Source organism: Streptomyces sp. NBC_01460 (genome assembly GCF_036227405.1).
GTDB lineage: Bacteria > Actinomycetota > Actinomycetes > Streptomycetales > Streptomycetaceae > Streptomyces.
Map to the genome: position 1 here is coordinate 7,131,465 of NZ_CP109473.1, position 22,629 is coordinate 7,154,093.

The following is a 22,629-nucleotide window of genomic DNA, read 5'->3' on the forward strand; positions in this document are numbered from 1 at the left end:
CCCGGACGCCCCCGGAAACGTCCCGGTAATCCGCTCGGCGCGGGAGCTTCCTACCCTCGCTCGGGAATCGTCGGAGCAGCAGACGGAGGCGGTGCCGTGGTCGGCGCACCAGTACGCGGACGACAGGCCGAACACAGTGTGGGGCTCTCCCACCGGATCATCCACGGCTACCGCCGTGCCTACCGGATGGCGGGGGAGGGGCCGGCCATCCTGCTCATCCACGGCATCGGTGACTCCTCCGCGACGTGGGCCGACGTCATCCCCGAGCTCGCCCGCCACCACACCGTGATCGCCCCGGACCTGCTCGGACACGGAGCCTCGGACAAGCCCCGGGCGGACTACTCGGTCGCCGCCTACGCGAACGGGATCCGCGACCTCCTGGGCGTCCTGGGCATCGAACGCGCCACCCTGGTCGGCCACTCCCTCGGTGGCGGCGTGGCCATGCAGTTCGCCTATCAGTACCCCGAGCGCACCGACCGGCTGATCCTCGTCAGCGCGGGCGGTGTGGGGCGGGAGGTCAACCCCGTGCTGCGGGCGGTGTCCCTCCCCGGCGCCGACCTGATGCTGTCCGCGCTGCGCCTGCCCGGCATGCGCAGCCAGGTCGGCCTCTTCACCCGGCTGATCAAGCTGCTCGACACCGACCTCGGCCAGGACGCGGGTGAACTGATCGACCTCGTGGACGCCCTTCCCGACGCCACCTCCCGCAGCGCCTTCATCAGCACACTGAGGGCGGTGGTCGACTGGCGCGGCCAGGTCGTCACGATGCTGGACCGCTGCTATCTGGCGCAGGGCATGCCCACGCTTCTGCTCTGGGGCTCCCGGGACAGCGTCGTCCCCGTCGACCACGCCTACGGTGCCCACGCGGCCATGCCCGGCAGCCGCCTCGAGATCTTCGAAGGCGCCGGACACTTCCCCTTCCACACCGACCCGGTGCGTTTCCGCGCCCTGGTCGAGGACTTCATGAGCACCACGGCCCCCGCCGACTGGAGCCAGGAACGCTGGCGCGAATTCCTCCGCGCCGGGCGCCCAAGCAGCGGGGACGGCGTTCCGGACCCGGCGTTCGACCGGGCGGTGGACCGTGACCTGAGGGAGGCGAGCGAGCGCAGTGCCACCTGAGCGCTCGCCCGCCACGGACCGTCGTTCCCCAGGAGGAGACCGGCCGTCCGACGAGGGAGCAGGCCTCAGTCCTTGCGGGCGACGGCACACCACATGGGCAGGGTGTCGTCCGGGACGTCCGACGGTCCGGGATGCCAGCGCGTCAGGGTGACCACGCCCGGTTCCAGGATCTCCAGGCCCTCCAGGAAGCGCTCGACCTCCTTCCGCGTCCTCGGGGTCGCCGAGGCGTTGCTGGCGGCGCGCTCGTTGTAGATCCGCATCGACTCCGCGACCTCGGGCGCGGTGACGTCGGCGGCCGGGTGGGACAGGACGAGGTAGCTGCCCGGCGCGAGGCGGTCCAGCAGGCGGCGGGTGATGTCCCAGGGGTCCTCGGCGTCCTTGATGTACTGCAGGATCGCCACCAGCATCAGGCCGACCGGCCGGCTCAGATCCAGCGTGCGTGACGCCGCGTCCAGGATCGCGTCCACGTCCCGGGCGTCGGCCTGTACGTAGTCGGTCTGCCCCTCGGGTCCGCTGACCAGCAGCGCACGGGCGTGGGTGAGCACGATCGGGTCGTTGTCGACGTACACGACGCGCGATTCGGGGGCGGCCTGCTGCGCCACCTCGTGCGTGTTGTCCGCAGCGGGGATGCCCGTGCCGATGTCGAGGAACTGGCGGATCCCGGCCGCCGCGAGATGACGTACGGCGCGGCCGAGGAAGGCCCGGTTGGCCCTGACCGACGGCACGATGGTCGGATTCGCCCGGGCGGCGAGCTCGGCCGCCTCCTGGTCCACCGGGTAGTGGTCCTTGCCACCCAGCCAGACGTTGTAGACGCGGGCGGGATGCGCGTTCGCGGGATGGGGTGCGGGCAGCGGATTTGCGTTCATGGTTCGTCACCTCGTGCGGCCAAGACGGCCCGGTCGGACTCGTGTTCGGCCACGTTACCCCGCAGTTCAGCAGCTGATCGATGATCAGCGGCCAACCCCGGCACGTCAGGTGGAGCGGCCCTCTCCCTCGCCTCCACCGGCAGTAGCCGGCCGGACCCAGGTGGCGGACCGGTGCGGGCCGCTGCCGGTGTGCCTGCCGGGTGCGTCGGACCGGTGACCTCACCGCCCGGCGGTGTGGGCCAGGACGGCGGCGGCCAGTGGAGCCAGGACCTGCCGGGGGAGTGCGTGGCCCATGCCGGGGATCTCGGTCAGCCGGGCCCCGCGCACCACCTGGGCCAGATGCTGCGGGTGCGGCGGAGGGAAGACCGGTTCTGCCGGTGCCGAGATCACCAGGGTGGGCACGTCCGTGGTCGCCAGCTCCTCGGTGCGGTCCATACCCGCCGTGTCGGCGCGGCCGTGCGCGGTGCTGGTCGCGTAGTGGCCGGTGTGCTCGACGATCGCCCGCTCCATGGCGCGTGCGCGCCCCGCGTCGAAGGGGATCCGGTCGCCTCCCAGGGCCCGCCAGTGCTCGACCCGGCGGTCCAACTCGGCCTCCAGACCGTGGTCCTCGACGGGGCCGGCCCACATCTCCAGGACATGGGGAGCGACGCCGGGCAGGTCTGCGGACGGGAGGGGCGTGCCGTCCGGGCGGATGTACGGGGTGGAGCTGAGCGCGCACGTACCGATCAGGGTGGCGCTCAGCAGGCGGTCCGGGTGGTCCGCGACGAGCAACTGGGCGAGCATTCCGCCCAGGGACAGACCCACGACGTGCGCCCGGCCGATACCCAGGAAGTCCAGCACCGTCACCGCGTCCCCGGCGAGGTCGGTGAGTGCGTACGGCTGCTGATCGAACGCCCAGGTGGAACGCCCGGTGTCTCGGTGGTCGTAGCGGATGACGCGGTGGTGCGCGGCGAGAGAGTCCACCAGTTCGTCCGGCCAGCCCAGCCCGGAGGCCTGCGCGCCCATGATCAGGAGGAGGGCGGGGGTGTCTGCCGCCCCCCGCTCCTCCACCCAGAGGTGTACACCGGGTGCGGCGTCGACGAGGTGCTCCATGGCGATGCTCCTTCGAGAGAATGATAAAACGATACGTATCGTCTCGCCTCATGGTCAACCCTGGCGCGAGCGTCGCCGTGTCGCACGGACGGAGCCCGGTGGGCCGCTCCCGGCTGCCCTCCCCCTTGGTGACGTAGTCTCAACAGCTCATGATCTGGGGGTCGGTGTGCGCGCGTCGTCGAACGTGGTGACAGTGGTTCTGGCAAGTCTGTTGCTGGGGACGGCGGTTACGGGCTGTACGGGTGGGGGCGAGGAGAAGGAGCTCTCCGCCGACGAGTTGTTGGCCGAGGCCCACGAGACGATGGGCGCACTCAAGACCGTGACCGTCGCGGCGTCGTCCACCGGAACGGTCGGCAGCAGCATCTCCAGCAGCCTGACCACCGACCTCAAGGGCCGGTGCACGAACAAGATCACCTGGACCAGTGGTGGCACCCTCGAGCAGATCCGGATCGATGGAACCGACTACGTGCGGCCGGATCGCGTGTACCTCGCGCGGTGGTCGGGCCACTCGGTGGCCAAGGACCAGAACCGCTGGATCAGGACGTCCGCCGACCGCGCGAAGCCGGGCGACGGACTGGTCGAGTGCACCTGGCCGTTCACCGCTTTCGGGACGGCGGTCAAGGGCGGGTCGACCGAGGTCGAGGGCCGCCCGGCTCTCGCCCTGAAGGTGGCCGACGAGGCAGCGAAGGGCGAGACGAAGGGCGCCTACACCTTCTACGTCGCCACAGAGGGCAGGCCGTACCTCCTCCGGGTCGTCTACAAGGGCAACGACTACCGGAGCACCACCACGTTCAGCGCGTTCGACGAGCCGTTGGGTGTGCGGGCCCCTGCGGTGGACACCGTTCTGGACTCTGCTGACGCCGAGTAGCCGTCTCCGCAGCAGCCTGCGCACAGTCCTGACCGACGCCGGCCTCGGACCGGAATCAGCCCGCGCCCGGGCCGCGGGCAGCAGTGCCATCGCCGCGTACTCCGAGGGGGAGTTCCTGACGGGCGGCTGGGAAAATCCGGTGGGCTTCGTCCAGGCCACAGCGGCGGCGCTCTCGGACCAGTACCAGCGACAGGGCCCGGACGGGCCGAAAGCGCGGAGAGGGTCGCACGGGTTCCTCGGGCGCTCTACGGCCGGCTCGGCCGTTGCGCGTTCGACTCCGGCTGCGACGGGGCATGAGGCCGGACGGGCTCCGCGGGGGAGAGGGCCTTCGCTGCGCCCGTGCTCCCGGCCGCAGTCACCGGCCGCCGCGCGTCCGACGGCCGGACCAGCCGGTGCTGCGCCAGGCAGGCCGCCACCAGTGTGGCGCCGAGCACCGGCCAGGCGAACGGGCCGACGCTGACGGCGACCCCGACGACGACGGGGCCGAGGCTTCGCTGCGCCGACTGGGCCAGGCCGTGCACACCGAGGTAGGCGCCCTGGGCCTCACCAGGAGCGAGGGCGATGGAGAGCTCCCAGGACGAGAGGGAGTGCAGGATCTCGGCGAGCGTGAAGGCGACGGCCGCGAGGAGGACCGCGGCGGTGGCGAACCACGGGCCGCCGCCGGCCGAGGCCGCGAGCGCGACACCTCCCGTCAGGAAGGCGGCGCCGACCGGGACGAGCAGGCGGCGTGCGGCCGCCGTCGTCGACGCGAAGCGGGACAGGGGGACCTGGAGGGCGATCACCAGCACGCTGTTGAGGACGAGGACCAGCGGCGCCAGCCCGACCGGTGCGTCGGTGGCGTGGACGATCCACAGCGGGAACCCGACCTGAAGGATGCTGTCGTCCAGGAACAGCCAGATCTCCGACCCGGTGAACGCGAGGTAGCGACGGTCCCGCCACGGGGTCGCCGCCTCGGTCGGGGCCGGGGAGGCGCCGAGCCCGGTGACGATCCTGCTGGGTGCCGACGGTTCGGCGCACCGCAGGGTCAGGACCCCGATGACCACGTAGGAGGCCACGTTGGCGAGCAGGAGGACCTGGTACGAGGCTGTGGTGCCCACGGTGAGCGCGGCAGCGGCCCCGGCCGCGCCCACGGCCCAGCCGATGTTCGCGGCGGTCCGCTGGATCGACTGGTAGCGGATGCGGTGAGGGCCCGCTACCCGTGCGGCGAACAGCTTGGTCAGGACGCTCGACGCACGGTCCGGCAGGGAGCCCAGTGCCGAGAACAGCACCAGCAGGACGTAGTCGTTCGTGGTCAGCAGGGCCAGAAGGGCGGCGCCTCGGGCCAGTTGGGCGGCGACCAGGATGCGGGTCACGGGGAAGCGGTCCGCGAGCCGCCCTGCCAGCGGGGGACCGGCTATGCCGAGAATGCCGGACAGCCCCATCAACACGCCGATCTGACTGATCGACAAGTGTGCGACGTAGTGGAAGTAGAGCGCCGCCGCCCCGGTCCAGAGCCCTGTGCCCACTTTGTCGATGACGGCGACGACCAGCATCCGGCGTCCGTCGCGGCCGCCCGGGACGGCAAGGCGCCGGACGAAGGGCAGGCGGCTCGGTGTCGGTTCCATCGGATTCCCCCTTGACGGATATTTTGTATCGGTACAAACTGTGTTCTGTGGCAGAACAATATGGGATCGCGGGCGGCACGGCCAGAGAGATTTCGGCATCGGTCGAAAGTCGCGTGGCCGACGGCACGTTGGGGCCGGGTGCCTCGCTGCCTCCGGTGCGGCGCCTCGCCGAGGCGCTGAGCGTGAGTGCCGGGACGGTCGCGGCTGCCTACAAGGAACTTCGCGGGCGCGGGGTGGTCGTGACCCTGGGCCGCGGGGGCACGGTGGTGGCGTCCGCCCCCGTCGTCACCTCGCGTCGGCCCCCCAAGGTGCCCGAAGGGCTGCGCGACCTCGCCGGGGGACACCCCGACCCCGCCTGCCTCCCGGTGCTGAACCCGCCCGCGAGCATGGGGCCCGTCCCCGGATCTCACCGCGCCGCCCCACGGTTCGCCGTCCTGGAGGACGCCGCCCGTGCCTGGTTCGCGCGTGACGGTGTGCCTACCGGTTCGGTGACCTTCGCCCATGGTGCTCTGGACTGCATCGCCAGGCTGCTCTCCACCGAGCTCAGGCCCGGTGACGCCGTGGCCGTGGAGGACCCCGGCTTCCACCACCTGCTCGACCTGGTGCCGGCGTTGGGTCTGCGCATGCTGCCGGTGGCGGTCGACGACGAAGGCATCCGTCCGGAGGCGTTGCGCACCGCGCTGCGCGCGGGGGCCCGGGCCCTGGTGTGCAGCCCGCGAGGCCAGAGCCCGTTCGGCGCCCGCTTCACGCCCGGCCGCAGGGATCAACTCCTGGCCGTACTGGGGGACTTCCCCGATGCCCTGGTCGTGGAGGACGATCACAACGCGGACATCGCCGGCGCGGACGCGGTGACCCTGGCCGCCGGTGGGCTGCACCGCTGGGCCCATGTGCGTACGGTCTCCAAGCACCTCGGCATCGACCTGCGCTGGGCCGCCCTCGCCTGCGACCCCACCACCCTCGCGCGTCACGACGGGCGGATGCTGCTGACGTCCGGGTGGGTGAGCCACATCCTCCAGTCGACGGTCGCGAATCTCCTGACCGACCCGGCGGTCACCCGGCTGGTGGCCGAGGCGTCCCGCACCTACACCACCCGCCGCGAAGCCCTCGGTAGGGCGCTGGAGGGGCATGGCATCCCGTCCCACGGGGTGAGCGGCCTCAACCTGTGGGTGCCCGTCCGGGACGAGTCGACCGTCGTCAACGGGCTGCGCACGAAGGGCTGGTGGACAGCGGCCGGAACCCGCTTCCGTATCGCGTCCCCCTCCGCTGTACGCGTCACCACCGCGACCCTCACACCGGCCGAGGCCGTGCTGCTCGCCCAGGACTTCGCGGACGTGCTCGGTGACTCGCAGGCGGTCTACGGCGGCTAGGGCGTGTTTTGGAGGTTGCTGGTGTGCTGGGTGGGCCGTCCGGGAAAGTCGCGGGTGGCCGTCCAGATGGTGAGGTCACGGGCGATTTGGTTGATGCTGGTCTCGGTGGCGACGTCGGGTTCGCGACGGGTGGTGTCGCGGCGGACGACCTCGTAGCCGCCTTCGTCCGGGACCGCGACCGAGGTGAACCACACCGGGTCGTCCTCGTCGGGCCGGATGACGACGAAGGTGTTGTCCGCGTCATTGAGACAGCACCTCCTCGGACGGGTCCTCGATGTGGTCGCCGCTCGCTCTCGGTCCGGTAGTACAACCTTGTGAACTTCGCGTGTGTCTAGTGAGGCGACTGAGGCTCCAGGTGCGTCGCTCCAGTCGTTTCGCGGTCCTCGCACGCCCCATCCCTCCGCCAAGGAGTTCCGTTGCGCAGAGCAGCCACGGCCGCCGCCGTGCTCGCCCCTCTCCTCGTCCTCGCCCTCACCCCGGCGACGGCCCTCGCCGCCGCCCCTTACAAGGGGGCCAACACCGCGGCCGTCCAGGACGACTTCAACGGTGATGGATACCGCGACCTGGCTGTCGGTGCACCCCACGCCGCCAACGGCAGCGTGGAGGAAGCCGGCGCCGTCGTCGTCCTGTACGGGTCGGCCTCCTCGGTGAGCGCCACGCGCCGGACGGTGATCACGCAGGCGACCTCCGGGGTCCCCGGCGACCCCGAGGAGTGGGATGCCTTCGGCACGACGGTGACCAGCTCCGATCTGGATCGGGACGGGTACGCGGATCTGATCGTCGGCACCCCGAGGGAGCAGGTCGGCGACAAGGAGGCCCGGGGTTCCGCGACCGTCGTATGGGGCGGGCCCAGCGGGCTGACGGGCGGTGCGACCCTTTCGCCCCCGGCCGGGTACGGGGATGGGCGCACGTACTGCGGTTTCGGGAATTCCCTGGCCGCAGGCGACATGAACGGGGACGGCGCCCCGGAGGTGGCCATCGGATCGCGTTGCGAGGGCGCCTCCTTCAGCGGCCCCTTCACCCGTGCCGGCAAGCCTGCCTCCTCCTACCTGGACGATCGCTTCGGCGAATCCCGTGGCGTGGTGATGGGCGACGTGAACGGTGACGGTGAAGCGGAGCGCTTCTGGCTGCCCGGGCCCGCGGACGACGACGTCCGCGGAGGCGTGTACGTCGACAACGGCCCTCCGACCGACGACTATCTCGCCAATTGGCCCACCGAGCTTCCCCACGCCGACGGCCACGCCGGTCAGATCGGCGACATCAACGGCGACGGGTACGGCGACCTCGTCACCGGTGTCGGGAATGACGACTCCGTCATGAACGCGACCGGCGCGGCGCGCCGAGGTGGCGAGATCCAGGTCCTCCACGGCAGCGCGCAGGGCATCCGCGTCGACCAGCAGCCGCAGGTCTTCCACCAGGACACGCCCGGAGTCCCGGGAGCCGCTGAGGACGGCGACCTATTCGGACAGTCGCTCAGCGTCGGGGACGTCGATGCCGACGGGTACGCCGACGTCCTCGTCGGCTCCCCCGATGAGGCGGTCGGCACCCTCGGGTCGGCAGGCACGGCTGTTCTGCTGCGCGGTTCCGCCTCCGGCCTGACCACGGCCAAGGCGGTCGGCTACACCCAGAACACGGCTGACGTACCCGGCGCCGCGGAGGTCGGCGACCGGTTCGGCGCGACCGTCCACCTCGCCGACCTCACCAAGGACGGCAAGGCCGAGACGGTGGTCGGCATCCCCACCGAGAACAGCGACGGTTGCCTGTGGACCGCCCGCGGCTCGGCCTCCGGGCCGGTCCTGAGCGGTTCGGTCAACCTGTGCGGCCAGAGTGCCGGAATAGCCGTGCGCAATGCGAAGGGGTACTTCGGCGCCGCCCTGCCGAGCCCCTATGTGTCCAACTAGGCAGTGTCCGGCGGGTCATGTGACCTTCTGACCGGTCCTCGTCGGTTCGGGCACGGGGCGGGGGGATCCGGCGAATCGCGAGTGGTCGTTACTGGAGCCGCATCTGCCACCTCTGGGCGGTCGGGGGCGGGCGGTGGACGACCACCGCATCGTGGTCAACGGGATCCTGTTCCGGGTCCGGACCGGTGTCCCATGGCGTGACCTGCCGGAACGTTATGGCTCATGGAAGACCGTCCATGAACGGCATCGCCGCTGGTCGGCGGACGGAACCTGGGACCGGATCCTGTAAGCGGTCCAGGCCGACACCGACCTGGCGGGGAGGATCGACTGGTCGATGGTCGGCGTCGACTCGACGTCCTGCCGGGCCCGTCAGCACGCGGCCGGCGCCCGCAAAGCCCGTCCGCGGATCCCGAAAAAAGACGACGCCCCGGCACCACCGCCCCGACGAGGACTCGGACGGTCCCGGGGCGGCCTGACCTGCAAGATCCACCTCGCCGGCGAAGGCGGCTGCCGCCCTATGGCCCTCCTGCTCACGCCGGGTCAGTGGGGCGACGCCCCGCAGATGGTCGAGGTCCTGGACCGGATACGGGTTCCCCGGCCGCTGGGCGGACGGCCCCGCACCCGGCCGGACCACGTCAGCGGCGACAAGGCTTACAGCTCCCGCCGAAACCGCCGCTACCTGCGAAGACGCCACATCCGGCACACGATCCCGGAACCCGAAGGACCAGCGGGCCAACGTCTTCCACGGCACCGTCACCGCCGCAGCGATCCGACTCCGGCTCCGCCAGTGATCCGCCGGACAGAACCTGGTCCCCGAACCGAGCCCCACTGCTCCGGTCGGCACCAACCGGGCCTTTTCGTCCGGACCAGCAGCGGGCGTGTGTCCGGCGCCTGCTCAGGTGGCAGTCCGGGTGATGCAGCCACGTAACTCATCCGTCGAGAACGGCCTGCGGCATCTGCTCGACGAGTGGGATCCGATCGGCGTCGCCGACGACGTGCAGGACGAGTACGACTGGATGCTCGCCCCCTTGCTCCAGCGTCTCCGTGCCGGTGTCGACCGGACGATCTCGGACAGGGGACCGAGGCACTGGCTACCCGGGTGACTGCTTGGTGGACCCTTGGCGGTAGTGCAGCCGACCGCACCGGCAGCGCGTAGCCGCTCCCCGGCATGGCAACGGCTGAGCTCGGACGCGCAGGCGATCAGGAAGCCGGTGCTCGCACAGCACGCGACGGGGCGCCGCTAGCCTGCCACGTGGGATGTGGCCGCTACCGGTGCGGCCGACCGACGCAAGGAGCACTTCCATGGCGACCACGGCACGGGCGACCAAGCAGATCGAGGACGAGCGGGTCCGCGTCACACGCTGGGACTTCGAGCCTGGAGACAGCACCGGCCACCACGTGCACGCGTACGCCTACGTGGTCGTCCCGGTCACCGACGGCCGGACCGACGTGATCACTCCGGACGGCGCGGTCGTCTCCTCCTACCTTCGGGCCGGGGAGTCCTACGCCCGCCCGGCCGGGGGCGCACACGAAGTCGTCAACGCGGGAGATTCTCCGCTCGCCTTCGTCGAGGTCGAGCTCAAGCTCCCGTAGCCATCTGACGGCCGCGACGCCGAGAGCCCACCATCCGTGCCGTGATGAAACCAGTTGCGTCTGCGGGCCCCCACGACCGACCCTGAGCACCGTGCGATCGAGGAGGACAGGAAGGGGCTCGTGCTCTACCCAGGAGACGAGGATGTGTCCAGCCCGGACATCTCCTGGTCCTGCACCCACTTCCACCTGTTCAGGGTGTGGCTGGCCCAAGCCGAGGGTTTCAGCCTCTCCGAGATGCAGGGCTTCGGCGGAGACCGGCCGTGGAGCACTCTCTCGACAACGCTGGAACCCCTGCTCAACCATCCGGACGACGCTGGTCCGGACCTCGCACCCACTCAGTGTGCGGCCATGCTGCCTCGGCTGGAAGCAATCATCGATGAGCGGCAGCAGGAAGGCGGCGATCCCGATGGCGAACTACGTACCGTCGACGCCCGCCAGCTGGTCGCCGTCATGAAGTTCTGCCTGGACAAGGATGTTGAGCTCATCTTCGGCTGACCATCGGACCGCAGGTGCCCGTGGCCCGTGGGACAGTCCTTGAGTACCGCGGAGTGGATGCGTCGCCCCCACTGGAGCGAACTCCGGGGCAACCCGCCGGGTCGCGCGCCACCCGCCGGTGGCAGCATCTGTGGGATGCCTCCTTCTCTCCAGGTCGGCCCGTACACCGTCATCGCGCTGGCCGACGGCGCGGGTCCCTTCTTCTCTCCCAGGGCGGAGGCGTTCCCCGACGCCACCGGCGAGCAGTGGGCCGCGGCCGACCGGCTCGATCCCGGTGCGCTCGACAAGGACGGGCGCTGGCAGCTCCAGTTCCGCGCGTTCGCGATCCGCAGTGACCGGGGTGTGACACTGGTCGACGCGGGGATCGGCCCGGCCGACAGCCCGGCGGCCTCCTGGGCGCCCGTGCCCGGGGAGCTCCCGGCTTCGCTGGCCGCCGCAGGTATCGAACCGTCCGACGTGGACACCGTGGTGCTCACGCACCTCCACACCGACCACGTGGGCTGGGCCGTCGTCGGCGGCGAGCACGCGCAGCCGTTCTTCCCGAACGCCACGTACGTGGTGCAGCAGGCTGAACTCGACGCGATCGACGACGTCAACCCGCAACTTCGGTCCACGGTGATCGACCCGCTCCGCACGACCGATCAGCTGCGGCTGCTCGACGGCGACACCCCGCTGCGCGGCGGCGAGCGCGTGATCGCCACGCCCGGTCACACACCCGGCCATCAGAGCGTGCTCGTCGCGTCCGGGCGTGATCTGGTCGCCGTCACCGGTGATCTGCTCGTGCACGCGATCCAGTTGCTCCACCCCGAACTCGCCTACGCCCACGAGATGGACCCTGAGCAGGCAAGGGCCTCGAGGCGACAGGTGCTCCACGGCCCGGCCGGCGGCACCCTCCACCTCGCGACCCCGCACCTGACCGATCCGTTCGTCGCACGCTGACCCACCCGGCGGCCGGGCGGCCACGGACACTCAGATCTGGTTCAGGCCGCAGTCGACGTACAGGCTCGAACCGTCCGATGCGGAACGGACTGCCGGCGCCGAACGCGCGCCGAGCCGCCGCAACGGCGCCCGGAGGGGGCGGGTCAGGTCTGCCGCCCGGCCGGGGAGGAGTGCCGCACCAGCAGCGACAGCATGGCTGCCGCCGCGCACAGCGCGCCCAGCACCATCCAGACGGGTGTGTACGTGCCGAAGGCGTCCCGGGTGGCTCCCCCTCCGTAGGCGGCCAGGGCGGCGCCGAGTTGGTGGGCCGCGCCGACCCAGCCGAAGACGATCGCGCCGTCCTCCCCGTAGAAGTCGCGGCACAACGCGATGACCGGCGGGACGGTGGCGAGGTCGAGCAGACCGAAGACGACGACGAAGGCCAGCATCGGCGGCTGGACCGTGGCGCTCATCAACAGGGGCAGGCACATCAGGAGCAGGCCGCGCAGGGCGAAGAACACGGCGAGCAGCCGGCGGGGGTCGGCTCGGTCCGTGGCCCACCCTGAGACGACGGTGCCGATCACGTTGAAGAACCCGATCGCGGCGAGCAGGGAGGACGCGGTGGTGGCGGGCATGCCGTGATCGTGGGCGGCCGGGGTGAAGTGGGTCCACATGATGCCGTTGGTGGAGGCCCCGCAGACCGCGAACGCACCGGAGGTCAGCCAGAACGGGCCGGTGCGCGCCGAGGCGAGCAGGACCACCACGGCCCTGCGCCCCGCGCCCTCGGCGGGTGCGGGCTTCGGCACGTACCGGGCGGCACCGTAGGGCTCGAGGCCTACGTCGGCGGGGTGGTCCCGCAGTCCGAGCCACATCAGCGGGGCCGCCGCGCATGCCGCGAGGACGAGGCTGACGAGGGACGGGCGCCAGCCGTGGTGGTCCACGGTCCAGGAGAGGGCCGGAAGGAACACCATCTGCCCGAAGACGCTGCCGGAGGCGATGACGCCGGTGACCAGACCGCGCCGGCGAACGAACCAGCGCTGGGTCACGGTGGCGCCGAAGGCCGTGGCCATGGAGCCGGTGCCGAGGCCGACGAGCAGGCCCCAGTACAGGGTGAACTGCCATGCCGTGGCCATGACGGTGGTGAGTGCGGCTCCTGACGCGATGACCAGGAGGGCGACCACGACGACCCGGCGTATCCCGAAGCGGTCCATCAGCGCGGCGGCGAACGGGGCGGTGAGCCCGTAGAGGACCATGTTCACCGAGGCCGCCAGGCCGATCGATCCGCGGGACCAGCCGAATTCCTCGTGCAGGGGGCCGGTGAGCAGGCCGGGGAGGGTCGAGAAGGCGCCCGCCACGACGACGGCGAGCAGCGCGGCACCCGCGATCCACCAGGCGCGGTGGCCGAAGCGGTCGGTGCGCGACGGCGCGACATGTACATCCATGCCTTCGATCGTCCGGGGGCTCCCGTACGGCGACCACTGGCGAGACGGACCACTTCTGCAAGAATCTGGCCATGGCGGAAGACAGACATCGGGTGGTCGTGCTCGTGCGTCCGGGGCTCCTGCCCATGGAACTCGGCATCGTGCACCGGCTCTTCGGGCAGGCGGTCTCGGCGACCGGAACGCACCTGTACGAGGTCGTGACCTGCACGCCGCGGCCGGGAGTCGTGCCGACGGACACCGACTTCACCATCAACGTGGCCCTCGGGCCCGAGGCGCTGGACCGCGCGGACACCGTCGTCGTGCCGGCCGCGCAGGAGGACTACGAGCCTCAGGAGCGCGGGCGGATCGACACCGACGTCTCCGAAGCGCTGGCCCGTGTCCCCGGGACCGCACGGGTGGCGTCGATCTGCACCGGCTCCTTCGTCCTGGCGGCTGCCGGCCTGCTCACCGGGCGACGGGCCACGACGCACTGGAAGTCCTGCGCGGAGTTCCGGTCGCTCTACCCGGAGGTCGAGGTGGACACCGACGTGCTGTACACCGACGACCGAGGGGTTCTCACCTCGGCGGGCGTGGCGTCGGGCATCGACCTCTGTCTCCACATGATCCGCACCGACCACGGGGCGGAGGTCGCCAACGCGGTCGCCCGCGGGACCGTGGTCCCACCCCACCGGGAGGGCGGCCAGGCGCAGTACATCGAGAGCCCGGTCACCCCGCCCGAGCAGTGCTCGACAGGCCCGGCCCGGGAGTTCGCCCTGACGCACCTGCACCGACCGCTTCAGCTGGCGGAGTTGGCGGACCGGGCGTCGATGAGTGTGCGTACGTTCAACCGGCGCTTCCGGCAGGAGGCCGGGCTGACACCCATGCAGTGGATCATCCAGCAGCGGGTGGACCGGGCACGCCGACTGCTGGAAGGTACCGACCTGCCGGTGGACAGGATCGCCGCCGACTCCGGCTTCGGGACCGGTTCGGCGCTGCGCCAGCACTTCCACGCGGCGCTGGGGGTGTCACCGCGCGCGTACCGCCGCACGTTCAGAGGCGCCGGCAGCGGCCCGATCGGCTGATGTGCGGTCAGATGGAGCCGGGGGTGCGGATGGCGGCGATGTCGAACTGCAGCCTGAGCCGCTCGCTCACCATGGCGCCGCCCTCGGCCAGCCGGGCGTTGTAGGTCAGGCCCCAGTCCGAGCGGTTGATGGTGGTGGTCCCGTCGAACCCGACCCGCTCGTAGCCGAACGGGTCGGTGACGTAGCCGATGTAGGTGAGGTCCAGGACCACGGGGTTGGTGATGCCCCTGATCGTGAGTCCGCCGGTCATGCGGTAGACGTCCTTGCCGATGAGCTGCACGGCGGTGCTCACGAAGCTGATGCGCGGGTGCTTCGCGGCGTTCAGGAAGTCGCGGCCGACCACGTGCGCGTCGCGCTGCTCGACGCCGGTGTCGACACTGCCGGCGGCGAGCGAGATCTCGGCCCGGGAGCGCCCCGGGTCACGCCCGTCGAAGTAGAGGCTGCTCTCGTACTCCAGGAACGCGCCCCGCACCGTCGTCACCATGGCGTGCCGCACGGAGAAGCCGATCCTGCTGTGCGCGGGGTCGATCATCCACTCCCCGGTGAGAGCCGCCAGACGCGGATCAGGCAGAACCGCGGTGCCTGCGGCCGCCGGGGCGGAGACGGACTCCTCCGGACGGGTCTCCGGGCGACGGAGCAAGGAGGTGCGGCTGAAGAGGTTCATAGAGCATGTTGTTACCCGCGCGTAAGGAGGGCTCGCAACCCTTGATCAACGAACCCGACCATCCCGGAGTGAACCTTCACACGGTGAATCCTCGGCGGTGCGGGGTGGTGGAACGCCAGATCCGGCCGCGGGCCCGACTCCGGTGGAGCGGGATGACAGCCGCCCGGCCATATCGGCGGCGGCGTCCCCGTGCATCGGCTGCGAAGGCCGCATCAGAACCTCAGGCCGACCCGCGCCGGCAGGCGCAGGCCGGTCGTGGAGCTCGGGACCGGCGCTGCTGACACCTCGCGGTCGAGCAGCGCGGGCGGGGTCAAGGGCGGCGTTCTCCAGGGCACCCAGGGGATCACGCGTGGCTGATACGCGGCCGGGCCCTGTCGGGCAGGCCTTCCTCATGCGGTCTCCGGCCCCGCCCCGTTGAGGCGGGCCGACAGCCGGTGTGCTGCGGTGACCACCGCGTCCACCACCCCCGGTACCGCCTCCGGCGGCAGCCGGAAGACCGGTGCCGAGACGTTGAGCGCCGCGACGACGTCTCCCCGGTGGTCGTGCACCGGGGCGGCCACCGCGATCAGTCCGGGCTCCATCTCCTCGGCCGCCACCGCGTAGCCGCGCGCCCGTTCCGTACGCAGCCGCTCCAGCAGGGCCGGCACGTCGCGGGGTGCGGCGTCGGTGCCCGGCAGACGGACGCCCTCTCCCGTGACCAGCAGTGTCCCGACCTGGTCGTCGGGGAGGCCGAAGAGCAGGGCGCGTCCGGCGGAGGTGCAGTTCAGCGGCGAGGTGCGGCCGATCCACTCCTGGGCCTGGAGCGTCCGTGAGGTCCGCTCCGTCAGCACCGTCACCACGCTGTGTCCGGACAGCACCGTCAGGTACGCCGGCTCGCCCACCTGGTGCACCAGCTCGCGCAGGACCTGCGGTGCCTCGCGGTGCAGGCGGTCCTCGCCCGCCGACGCGGCCAGCGCCAGCAGCTGCCAGCCGATGCGGTAGCGCAGGCTGCCCGGATCCCGTTCGAGGAACCCCTCCTCCGCCAGGACCTTCAGGGTCCGGGACACCTGCGACTTCTCCCGGCCCACCGTCCGGGCCACTTCCTGGACGCCCATGGGGCCCTGTCCGAGGGTGCGCAGGACGTCCAGTGCCCGGTGCACGCTGCTCAGGCTCTCGCTCGTCATGCCACCACGATGCCACAGCGGCGTGCGTATGCAGCAACTATAGTTGTGCATGTTGCACGGTGTCGTTCTACCGTCGTCGTCATGTGCGGAATCGCAGCAGTACACAGCCCCTACGCGACCATCGACACCGACCACACCTGCCCACCGGCGGGGGCCTCTGCCGTGGTGGAGGAGATGCTCGGCCGACTGGCCCACCGCGGTCCCGACGACAGCGGGACGCGCACGGTCGGGGACCACACCTGGCTCGGACACCGCAGGCTCTCCATCGTCGACCTCGACGGCGGACACCAGCCGCTGGGCGGTACGGACGCTGACGACGACTGGTCGCTCGTCTGCAACGGTGAGATCTACAACCACCAGGCCCTGCGCGACGAGATGCCCGCCACCGCCTTCGGCTCCTCCTCCGACTCCGCCGCGGCCCTGGCCGTCCTGCGCACCGACGGCCCCCAGGGACTGCACCGGCTCCGCGGCATGTGGGCCCTGTGCGCCGCCACGCCCGGCGGACGCTTCGTCGCCGCCCGCGATGCCGTCGGCATCAAGCCTCTGTACTGGGCGCGTACGGACCCCGCGGTGTACTTCGCCTCGGAGCTGCGCGCCTTCCCGCCCGAGGTGCAGCCGTGCGCCGAGATCTTCCCGCCCGGCCACTGGTGGTCCCCGCAGGAGGGCCTTCGCCGCTTCGCCGAGGCGGTGCCCGGGCCCGCGCGGAGCGCGGAGGCGGTGGACCGGAGCGCCGTGCCGCGGGAAGCCGTCGAGAAGGCGACGTTCGAGTCCGTCGCCGACTCCGTGCGCCGGCACCTGATGGCCGATGTCGAGGTCGGGGTGTTCCTCTCGGGTGGCCTCGACTCCGGTGTCGTCGCCGCTGTCGCGGCCGAGGTGTACGGCCGGCAGGGGCGCAGGCTGAAGACCTTCTCCGTCGGCACGGCGGACTCACCGGATCTGCTCGCCGCCCGCGAGACCGCAGCGTTCCTGGGGACCGATCACCACGAGGCGGTTCTGGACGCCGAGGCGTCGCGCACGGTGCTCGACGACGTGGTCGCCTGCGTGGAGTCCTTCGACGCCAGCCTCATCCGCAGCGCCGTGCCCAACTGGTTCCTGTCCGAACTGGCCTCACGGCACGTCAAGGTGGTGCTGACCGGCGAGGGCGCCGACGAACTGTTCGCCGGCTACGGCTATTACCACGAGCGGCACGCCGCGCCCGAGGACCTGGATGCGGAGCTCCGGCGTACGGTGGCGGCGCTGCACGGTCTCAACCTCCAGCGCTGCGACCGGGTGACCATGGCCCACGGCCTGGAGGCCCGCGTGCCCTTCCTCGACCACGACGTCATGGCCCACGCCATGTCCCTGCCCGCGCACATGAAGGCGCTGGAGGACGACGGCATGGAGAAGGGGCATCTGCGCCGCGCCTTCACGGGGCGGCTGCCGGAACACCTGCTGTGGCGCCGCAAGGAGCAGTTCGGTACGGGCAGTGGTGCGGAGGGCCTGCTCGGTCCGCTGTGGGACAGCCGCATCACGGACGAGGAGTTCGCCGCGGCCGTGGACGATGACGGCATGCCTGAGCTGCGCAGCAAGGAGGAGCTCGGCTACTACTGTACGTTCCGTACGGCCCTCCCGGGTGTCCGTCCCGAGGCCGTGCTCACACGGTTCGCGACGGTGTGAGGGTTCCAGGGGAGGTGCTCGCCCGGCAGGCACCCGACTTCCCGCGCGCCCTGGGGTACGTCATCCGTCCGCGGCGTCCTCGGTCTCCCACCGCAGCAGGTCGCCAGGCTGGCACTCGAGCGCTTCGCAGAGCGCGGCGAGCGTCGCGAAGCGCACCGCCTTGGCGCGGCCGTTCTTGAGCACCGCCAGGTTGGCGGGTGTGATCCCCACGCGGTCCGCCAGCTCGCCCACGGACATCTTCCGCCTGGCCAGCATCACGTCGATGTCGACGGCGATCGGCATCAGATCACCTCGTCCAACTCGGCCCGCATCTGCGACGCTTCGACGTCGCGGGCGACCGCCTGGGCCAACAGGGTGCGCATGACGAGCACGAGGAGCGCGACCCCCAGGACGGCCACGCCCACCCCGCCCATGACGACGGTGACGCCCGGGTCCTCCCGTTGGCCCGGCGCGTTCAGGGCCGTGACCGCGAACCACACGAGAGAGGCCGCCACGATCGCGCCGATCACGGTGTCCACGTACCGGAAGGCGGCGTGGGAGAACACGGTTCCGCGCCGCACCATCGTCACCAGCCGCCACACGCAGACCAGGGCGACCTGGACCGACACCATGCCCAGGATCGTGACCAGGCGCAGCGGGGTCAGCGGGAGCGACCCCTGCTCCGGGTCGGTGGCCAGCGCCCACGCCATCGACGCCTGTACGCACACGGTGCCGGTCAGCACCACCACGAGAACGGCGCGCAGCGCGCGCACGGTCAGCTTCCCCACGACTCACCCTTCCATCGACTTACGATATGAATCTATCGAATGTCGATAGGTCGAGCAAGGTGCGGGATCGAGAAGGAGGAAGGAACGGCGGCGGACCGTCCGGGGCGGGGCACCCCGCCCCGGACGGTCCGCCGGCCGCTGCGGTCAGGTGTGGCCGTCCCCCGCCCCGGCCCTCAGCCCTTCAGCTGTGTGAACCGGAGATGGTTGCCGAAGGGGTCGCGCAGGCCGCAGTCGATGCCGTACGGGCGCTCCGTCGGCTCGTCCGTGAACTCCACGCCCAGGGCTTTCAGCGTCTCGTACGTCGTGCGGCAGTCGTCCGTGGTGAGGATCAGGGCGGCGCCCATCGCGCCCTTCGTCACCAGCTCGCGGACCTGCTCGGCCGTCTCCTCGGACAGGGCCGGAGGGCCCGGCTTCTCCAGCAGGACCTGGCGGTCGGGGTGGCCGGGGACGCTGACGGTGAGCCAGCGCATGAAGCCCATGTCGACATCGGCGTTGACCTCCAGGCCGAGCTTGCCGACGTAGAAGTCGAGGGCCTCGTCCTGGTCGAGGACGTAGATCTGTGAGTGCGTGATGGCGTTGAACATGTGTCTCACGCTAGACGGACGGCTCGGCGAAAACTTATCCGGAACTGCTCAGTCGGCCACCCGTCTGCGGCGCGGTGCGGAACGCTCATGCGTTCGGCCGCGTCCAGGCCTTCGTGAAGCAGGTGGGGACGTCCGCGACCGCCGCTTCCTTGCGGTAGGTCCTCGGCGACCGGCCGACGATGTCGCGGAACGTACGGCTGAAGGTGCCGGTGCTGCCGAAGCCGACCTCGTAGCAGATGTCCGTGACGCTGTGGCCGCTCTCCCGCAGCAGGAACATCGCCCGCTCGACACGGCGGCGCTGCAGGTAGCGGTGAGGTGTCTCGCCGAAGGTGGCCCGGAAGGTGCGCGCGAAGTGTGCCGGGGACACGTGGGCGATCCGGGCCAGGGCCGGGACGTCCAGGGGCTGGGCGTACGCACGGTCCATCGCGTCCCGCGCCCGGAGCATACGGCGGTTGGTCTCTTCCACGGTGCGGCTCACGGCGCCCATCCCACCACGGCGTCCGTCGCCCGCGGATCACTCCGGCGCGACGGCCTTGTCAGACCCCCTCCGTAGGCTCGGGGACATGAGCGTTTCCCTCTACTACAGCGCACGCCGTACGGAGCCGTCGACGGATGCCGAGACGGCCGTTGTCGAGCGCATCGTCGCCGCCCACCACTCGTCCTTCCCGTACGAGGACGAGGAGAGCCTGTACCTGTACGAGGACGGTGGCAGCGAGCCGTCCGAGATCGTGGCCGGATCGACCAAGATGCCGTTCGAGCCCGACCGGGTCCTGACCGTGCTCGACCATGTGCTGGTATCTGTCAGCGAGTTGCGCCGTGCCCTGCCGGGAGCGGAGTGGCACGTGCACCTGGACGACCTCGACGTGCCGTGGGACGAGACCGACGGTTACGCCTTCCCCGGCATGCGCGACGCGGATCCCGCAGCCGAGTCGGGCGGCTTCTGACGCCTGTGCCCCGCAGGTCGCGCGCGGGGTCTCCCGCCGACATGCTCCAGGGTTGCCGTGGGGCGATCCTCGACGTCCGGAGGCCCTGTGTCCCGGGCACCCACGCCGTGTCAGGCGTGAGCACCCGGGAGGCAGTGCGGACCGCCAGGCACGTCAGCCCAGCAGGACGTCGTCATCACCGAGACGCTTGAGCTCGCGGTAGAGGATCGCCAGACCGGTGGCGACCTTGGCGGCTGACACGACGGCGTCGACCAGCCGCAGGGTGTCGTTCTCCTCGCGGGCCATCTTGGCCTGCTTCACGACGCCCAGTGCACCGAACGCGGTGGTTCCGAGCGACAGGTACACCCTGGACCTGGTCTTCTTCTTGGCTGCTGTGCTCATGGTGAGGGCACCTCCTTGCATGGCGGGTACCCCGAGACCGGCGCAGTGATCACTTCGTCCGCCACGGCTTTCGGACTCACCGGCCGACGTGCTCACTGATCCGTGGCAGCCGTCATCCACAGCTCCATGTCCGAGATGACCAGCCGGCCCGGTCGCTGCTCGGCCGTGTCCGGGACCACGGTGCGCACCACGGGCAGGTCGCCCTTCTCCACGGTGACCTCCGCGCCGTCGAACTTCGGCGCCTCGGCACTGACCGCCGCCTTCAGCTTGCTTTTCAGCTCCTGGGCCGTGGCGTCGTCCTTGACCACGAAACAGAGCACCTCCGTGTTCTCGGCCGCTGAGGACGCCTGCTGGCCCAATGCGGAAAGGGGCACCGGATCGGAGGAGCCGTTCGGGTTGAAGTCCGCACGGTAGACGTCTCCCAGGCACTCGGCCGCGCGTCGGAACTGCTTGTCGTCGGCCAGGGAGGAACCGTCCTCGGGGTCGACGGCGGACATCGGGTCGGAGCCCCGGCCGGAGTAGGAGATCTCGTCGTCCGAGACCTGGAGCGAGGGCCCCGTGCCCTTCTGGGTCCAGACCTCTTCGCCGTTCTTCTCGCTCCGTGTGTAGCCGTTGGACTTCAGCGACGTGGTGATCGCAGACGCATCGAACGAGCCCTCCCAGTGGCCCGCCTCGTCCGTGTCGACCGCCGTGTCGATCTGGGTCACCCTGAAGCTCTGCCCGAGCAGACGGGATCCGTCCGAGCCCATCATGAAGCTGCCCGGTTGCGCGACGGAGGCGAACCGGCTCGAATCGCCCTTGCTCAGCTTCTGTACGGCAGCGGCGTCGAGATAGGTCACCTGCTTCGTATCGCTGTCACCCGCAAGCGTTCGGAGCCCTGTGAGCAACCGCGAACCGCCGTCGCCGGAGCCGGAGGAGCAGCCGGCGACCGCTGCCAGAAGGACCATGGCAAGAGCGGCGGCGCCTACGGCCGGTCCGCGTGCTGTTGTGCGCATGATCAGGCAGCGTATACCGCTGTCCGATCGGCGCATGTCAGATGAGCGGAGAGAGCTTCTTCGCCGTACTGCAGTGCTCGGCCCGTCCGTGCCGCCACAGCTGCACCGCGGTCAGGGTGAGCAGTGCGGCGAACACCAGGAGGAAGACGCCCGCGATCACCGTCTGCCGACCGCCCCCTTTCGCCGCGTCATCGAGGGAGAGCAGGCCGAGGGCGGACAGCAGCACCCCCGCCATGTACACCGAGCGGACGCGCCGTAGCTGCCGCACCGCACGAGGAGCAAGAGCAAAACGCTTCACGAGAGCCATGCTCGTCTTCGTACCCCCTACGGCAGCGATGAGACATCGGGTCAGCGGACAACTGAGCCGAGCGGCCGAGGTATTGCGTGTGGCGGAGGCCGGATTCCGGGCACCAGAAGGGATGCCCACCGACCGACCACCGTGAGGAGCCGACCGTGGCCCTGGTACAGCTCGACCTCCCCGACCCGATGGCCCTGCGAGGGCGCTGGGCGGCACTCGCCGCGGTACGGGCCGCCGCAGGGAGCGGTGAGCGGTGCCGGGCGCTCGGCGCGCTGTGGCACTACGACGACGGACACGGCAGCTGGGCCGATCTGCACCACCTCGACGAGGGGCGCGCCGTACTGCTCGGGCAGGACCGGAACGACTCGGAGACGTACTACGCCGAGGCCGCCGACTTCTTCGAGGAGAAGGAGACCGACCTGCTGGCCGGTGCGCCCGACTGGTGGGAGAGGCCCGTCCGGCGGGCCAGGGACGAGGAGCTCTTCCTCGGCTTCGTGTACGGCTTCGACGGCAGCGTCTGGCAGCGCGCGGAGTACGAGCTCGATGACGGGTTCGCGAGTGTGCGGCTCCCGCCGCTCAGCGACGAGCGGACCCGTGAAGGGGTCCCTGGCCCTCGCCTCGCACACGGGCGCCTCGCACACGGCCGAAGCCGGCCTGTCCGGGCCCTCCGAGGAGTCCGTCGACGCGCTGATCGCCGCTGATGCCGAGGTCGATCCCGCCCTGGTCACCAGAGTCGTTCCCGTCGGCTGGGACACGCAGGCCGGGGCCGCGGCGGCCCGCGCGTTCCTGGCGGATGACCGTGCGGGGGTGAGGCCCCGGGGGTGACCCGGGACCTCACCCCCGCCTCCGGAGGC

The 22,629-nt window shown here is 71.0% G+C and carries 25 protein-coding genes and 2 pseudogenes; 13 read left to right on the forward strand and 14 right to left on the reverse strand.

Features of this window, described 5'->3' with window-relative positions; translation table 11 throughout:
• Nucleotides 1–96: 96 nt before the first annotated feature.
• Complete coding sequence (locus tag OG488_RS32110) at nt 97–1,116, forward strand: alpha/beta fold hydrolase (RefSeq protein WP_329235434.1); 1,020 nt, start codon at nt 97–99, stop codon at nt 1,114–1,116.
• Nucleotides 1,117–1,181: 65 nt separating this feature from the next.
• Here OG488_RS32110 and OG488_RS32115 read toward each other — a convergent pair whose 3' ends face one another.
• Entirely contained in the window at nt 1,182–1,982 is an 801-nt protein-coding gene (locus OG488_RS32115) for an SAM-dependent methyltransferase (protein WP_329235437.1), read from the reverse strand.
• A 219-nt stretch (nt 1,983–2,201) separates the two neighbouring features.
• A complete protein-coding gene (locus OG488_RS32120) occupies nt 2,202–3,074 on the reverse strand; it encodes an alpha/beta fold hydrolase (RefSeq protein WP_329235440.1) in 873 nt (290 codons plus the stop codon).
• Nucleotides 3,075–3,267: 193 nt separating this feature from the next.
• Here OG488_RS32120 and OG488_RS32125 point away from each other — a divergent pair, with 193 nt between their 5' ends.
• A complete protein-coding gene (locus OG488_RS32125; RefSeq protein ID WP_329235442.1) occupies nt 3,268–3,942 on the forward strand; it encodes a hypothetical protein in 675 nt (224 codons plus the stop codon).
• Between the two features lie 245 nt (nt 3,943–4,187).
• Here the strand turns inward: OG488_RS32125 and OG488_RS32130 are convergent, their stop codons facing one another.
• Nucleotides 4,188–5,546 (reverse strand): MFS transporter, encoded by a 1,359-nt coding sequence (locus tag OG488_RS32130; RefSeq protein ID WP_329235445.1) that lies wholly within the window; start codon nt 5,544–5,546, stop codon nt 4,188–4,190.
• A gap of 47 nt (nt 5,547–5,593) precedes the next feature.
• Between OG488_RS32130 and OG488_RS32135 the strand changes: the two genes are divergently transcribed.
• Nucleotides 5,594–6,913, forward strand: coding sequence for an aminotransferase class I/II-fold pyridoxal phosphate-dependent enzyme (locus tag OG488_RS32135; RefSeq protein WP_329235446.1), 1,320 nt, complete (start codon nt 5,594–5,596; stop codon nt 6,911–6,913).
• Here OG488_RS32135 and OG488_RS32140 read toward each other — a convergent pair.
• Nucleotides 6,910–7,189 (reverse strand): annotated as a pseudogene (locus tag OG488_RS32140) (hypothetical protein). The gene OG488_RS32135 and the pseudogene OG488_RS32140 overlap by 4 nt on opposite strands.
• A gap of 140 nt (nt 7,190–7,329) precedes the next feature.
• Between OG488_RS32140 and OG488_RS32145 the strand changes: the two are divergent.
• From OG488_RS32145 to OG488_RS32170, 6 genes and pseudogenes are all read left to right on the forward strand, one after another.
• Nucleotides 7,330–8,814: a hypothetical protein gene (locus OG488_RS32145; protein ID WP_329235448.1), complete on the forward strand. Its 1,485-nt coding sequence runs from the start codon at nt 7,330–7,332 to the stop codon at nt 8,812–8,814.
• Nucleotides 8,815–8,905: 91 nt separating this feature from the next.
• Nucleotides 8,906–9,605 (forward strand): annotated as a pseudogene (locus OG488_RS32150) (IS5 family transposase).
• A 123-nt stretch (nt 9,606–9,728) separates the two neighbouring features.
• Nucleotides 9,729–9,917: a hypothetical protein gene (locus tag OG488_RS32155; protein WP_329235451.1), complete on the forward strand. Its 189-nt coding sequence runs from the start codon at nt 9,729–9,731 to the stop codon at nt 9,915–9,917.
• Between the two features lie 199 nt (nt 9,918–10,116).
• Nucleotides 10,117–10,407: a cupin domain-containing protein gene (locus OG488_RS32160; RefSeq protein ID WP_329235453.1), complete on the forward strand. Its 291-nt coding sequence runs from the start codon at nt 10,117–10,119 to the stop codon at nt 10,405–10,407.
• Between the two features lie 144 nt (nt 10,408–10,551).
• Complete coding sequence (locus tag OG488_RS32165) at nt 10,552–10,902, forward strand: hypothetical protein (RefSeq protein ID WP_329235456.1); 351 nt, start codon at nt 10,552–10,554, stop codon at nt 10,900–10,902.
• Nucleotides 10,903–11,037: 135 nt separating this feature from the next.
• Complete coding sequence (locus OG488_RS32170; protein ID WP_329235459.1) at nt 11,038–11,841, forward strand: MBL fold metallo-hydrolase; 804 nt, start codon at nt 11,038–11,040, stop codon at nt 11,839–11,841.
• A gap of 143 nt (nt 11,842–11,984) precedes the next feature.
• Here OG488_RS32170 and OG488_RS32175 read toward each other — a convergent pair whose 3' ends face one another.
• A complete protein-coding gene (locus OG488_RS32175; RefSeq protein ID WP_329235462.1) occupies nt 11,985–13,262 on the reverse strand; it encodes an MFS transporter in 1,278 nt (425 codons plus the stop codon).
• A 71-nt stretch (nt 13,263–13,333) separates the two neighbouring features.
• Between OG488_RS32175 and OG488_RS32180 the strand changes: the two genes are divergently transcribed.
• On the forward strand, nt 13,334–14,323 hold the full coding sequence (locus OG488_RS32180; RefSeq protein ID WP_329235465.1) for a GlxA family transcriptional regulator: 990 nt from the start codon (nt 13,334–13,336) through the stop codon (nt 14,321–14,323).
• Between the two features lie 7 nt (nt 14,324–14,330).
• On the opposite strand, the gene OG488_RS32185 is transcribed toward OG488_RS32180, so the two are convergent.
• Both OG488_RS32185 and OG488_RS32190 read right to left on the reverse strand, forming a co-directional pair.
• A complete protein-coding gene (locus OG488_RS32185) occupies nt 14,331–14,987 on the reverse strand; it encodes a YceI family protein (protein WP_329235468.1) in 657 nt (218 codons plus the stop codon).
• Nucleotides 14,988–15,376: 389 nt separating this feature from the next.
• Complete coding sequence (locus OG488_RS32190) at nt 15,377–16,150, reverse strand: IclR family transcriptional regulator (protein ID WP_329235471.1); 774 nt, start codon at nt 16,148–16,150, stop codon at nt 15,377–15,379.
• An 81-nt stretch (nt 16,151–16,231) separates the two neighbouring features.
• Between OG488_RS32190 and asnB the strand changes: the two genes are divergently transcribed.
• Complete coding sequence (gene asnB / locus OG488_RS32195; protein WP_329235474.1) at nt 16,232–17,806, forward strand: asparagine synthase (glutamine-hydrolyzing); 1,575 nt, start codon at nt 16,232–16,234, stop codon at nt 17,804–17,806.
• A 60-nt stretch (nt 17,807–17,866) separates the two neighbouring features.
• On the opposite strand, the gene OG488_RS32200 is transcribed toward asnB, so the two are convergent.
• From OG488_RS32200 to OG488_RS32215, 4 genes are all read right to left on the reverse strand, one after another.
• Nucleotides 17,867–18,088: a helix-turn-helix domain-containing protein gene (locus OG488_RS32200; RefSeq protein ID WP_329235478.1), complete on the reverse strand. Its 222-nt coding sequence runs from the start codon at nt 18,086–18,088 to the stop codon at nt 17,867–17,869.
• Nucleotides 18,088–18,573, reverse strand: a complete 486-nt coding sequence (locus OG488_RS32205; protein ID WP_329235481.1) for a DUF2975 domain-containing protein — start codon at nt 18,571–18,573, stop codon at nt 18,088–18,090. The genes OG488_RS32200 and OG488_RS32205 overlap by 1 nt, the downstream gene beginning before the upstream one ends.
• A 173-nt stretch (nt 18,574–18,746) precedes the next feature.
• Nucleotides 18,747–19,157, reverse strand: coding sequence for a VOC family protein (locus OG488_RS32210; RefSeq protein ID WP_329235484.1), 411 nt, complete (start codon nt 19,155–19,157; stop codon nt 18,747–18,749).
• Between the two features lie 85 nt (nt 19,158–19,242).
• Nucleotides 19,243–19,644 (reverse strand): AraC family transcriptional regulator, encoded by a 402-nt coding sequence (locus tag OG488_RS32215; RefSeq protein WP_329235486.1) that lies wholly within the window; start codon nt 19,642–19,644, stop codon nt 19,243–19,245.
• A 76-nt stretch (nt 19,645–19,720) separates the two neighbouring features.
• Between OG488_RS32215 and OG488_RS32220 the strand changes: the two genes are divergently transcribed.
• A complete protein-coding gene (locus tag OG488_RS32220) occupies nt 19,721–20,101 on the forward strand; it encodes a hypothetical protein (protein WP_329235489.1) in 381 nt (126 codons plus the stop codon).
• Between the two features lie 153 nt (nt 20,102–20,254).
• Here the strand turns inward: OG488_RS32220 and OG488_RS32225 are convergent, their stop codons facing one another.
• From OG488_RS32225 to OG488_RS32235, 3 genes are all read right to left on the reverse strand, one after another.
• The gene (locus OG488_RS32225) at nt 20,255–20,482 is read right to left on the reverse strand and encodes a hypothetical protein (RefSeq protein ID WP_329235492.1); all 228 of its coding nucleotides are present in this window, start codon (nt 20,480–20,482) and stop codon (nt 20,255–20,257) included.
• Nucleotides 20,483–20,574: 92 nt separating this feature from the next.
• On the reverse strand, nt 20,575–21,477 hold the full coding sequence (locus tag OG488_RS32230) for a hypothetical protein (protein ID WP_329235494.1): 903 nt from the start codon (nt 21,475–21,477) through the stop codon (nt 20,575–20,577).
• Nucleotides 21,478–21,514: 37 nt separating this feature from the next.
• On the reverse strand, nt 21,515–21,784 hold the full coding sequence (locus tag OG488_RS32235; RefSeq protein ID WP_329235497.1) for a hypothetical protein: 270 nt from the start codon (nt 21,782–21,784) through the stop codon (nt 21,515–21,517).
• Nucleotides 21,785–21,930: 146 nt separating this feature from the next.
• Between OG488_RS32235 and OG488_RS32240 the strand changes: the two genes are divergently transcribed.
• A complete protein-coding gene (locus tag OG488_RS32240; protein WP_329235500.1) occupies nt 21,931–22,476 on the forward strand; it encodes a proteophosphoglycan 5 in 546 nt (181 codons plus the stop codon).
• The last annotated feature ends 153 nt before the right edge of the window (nt 22,477–22,629 follow it).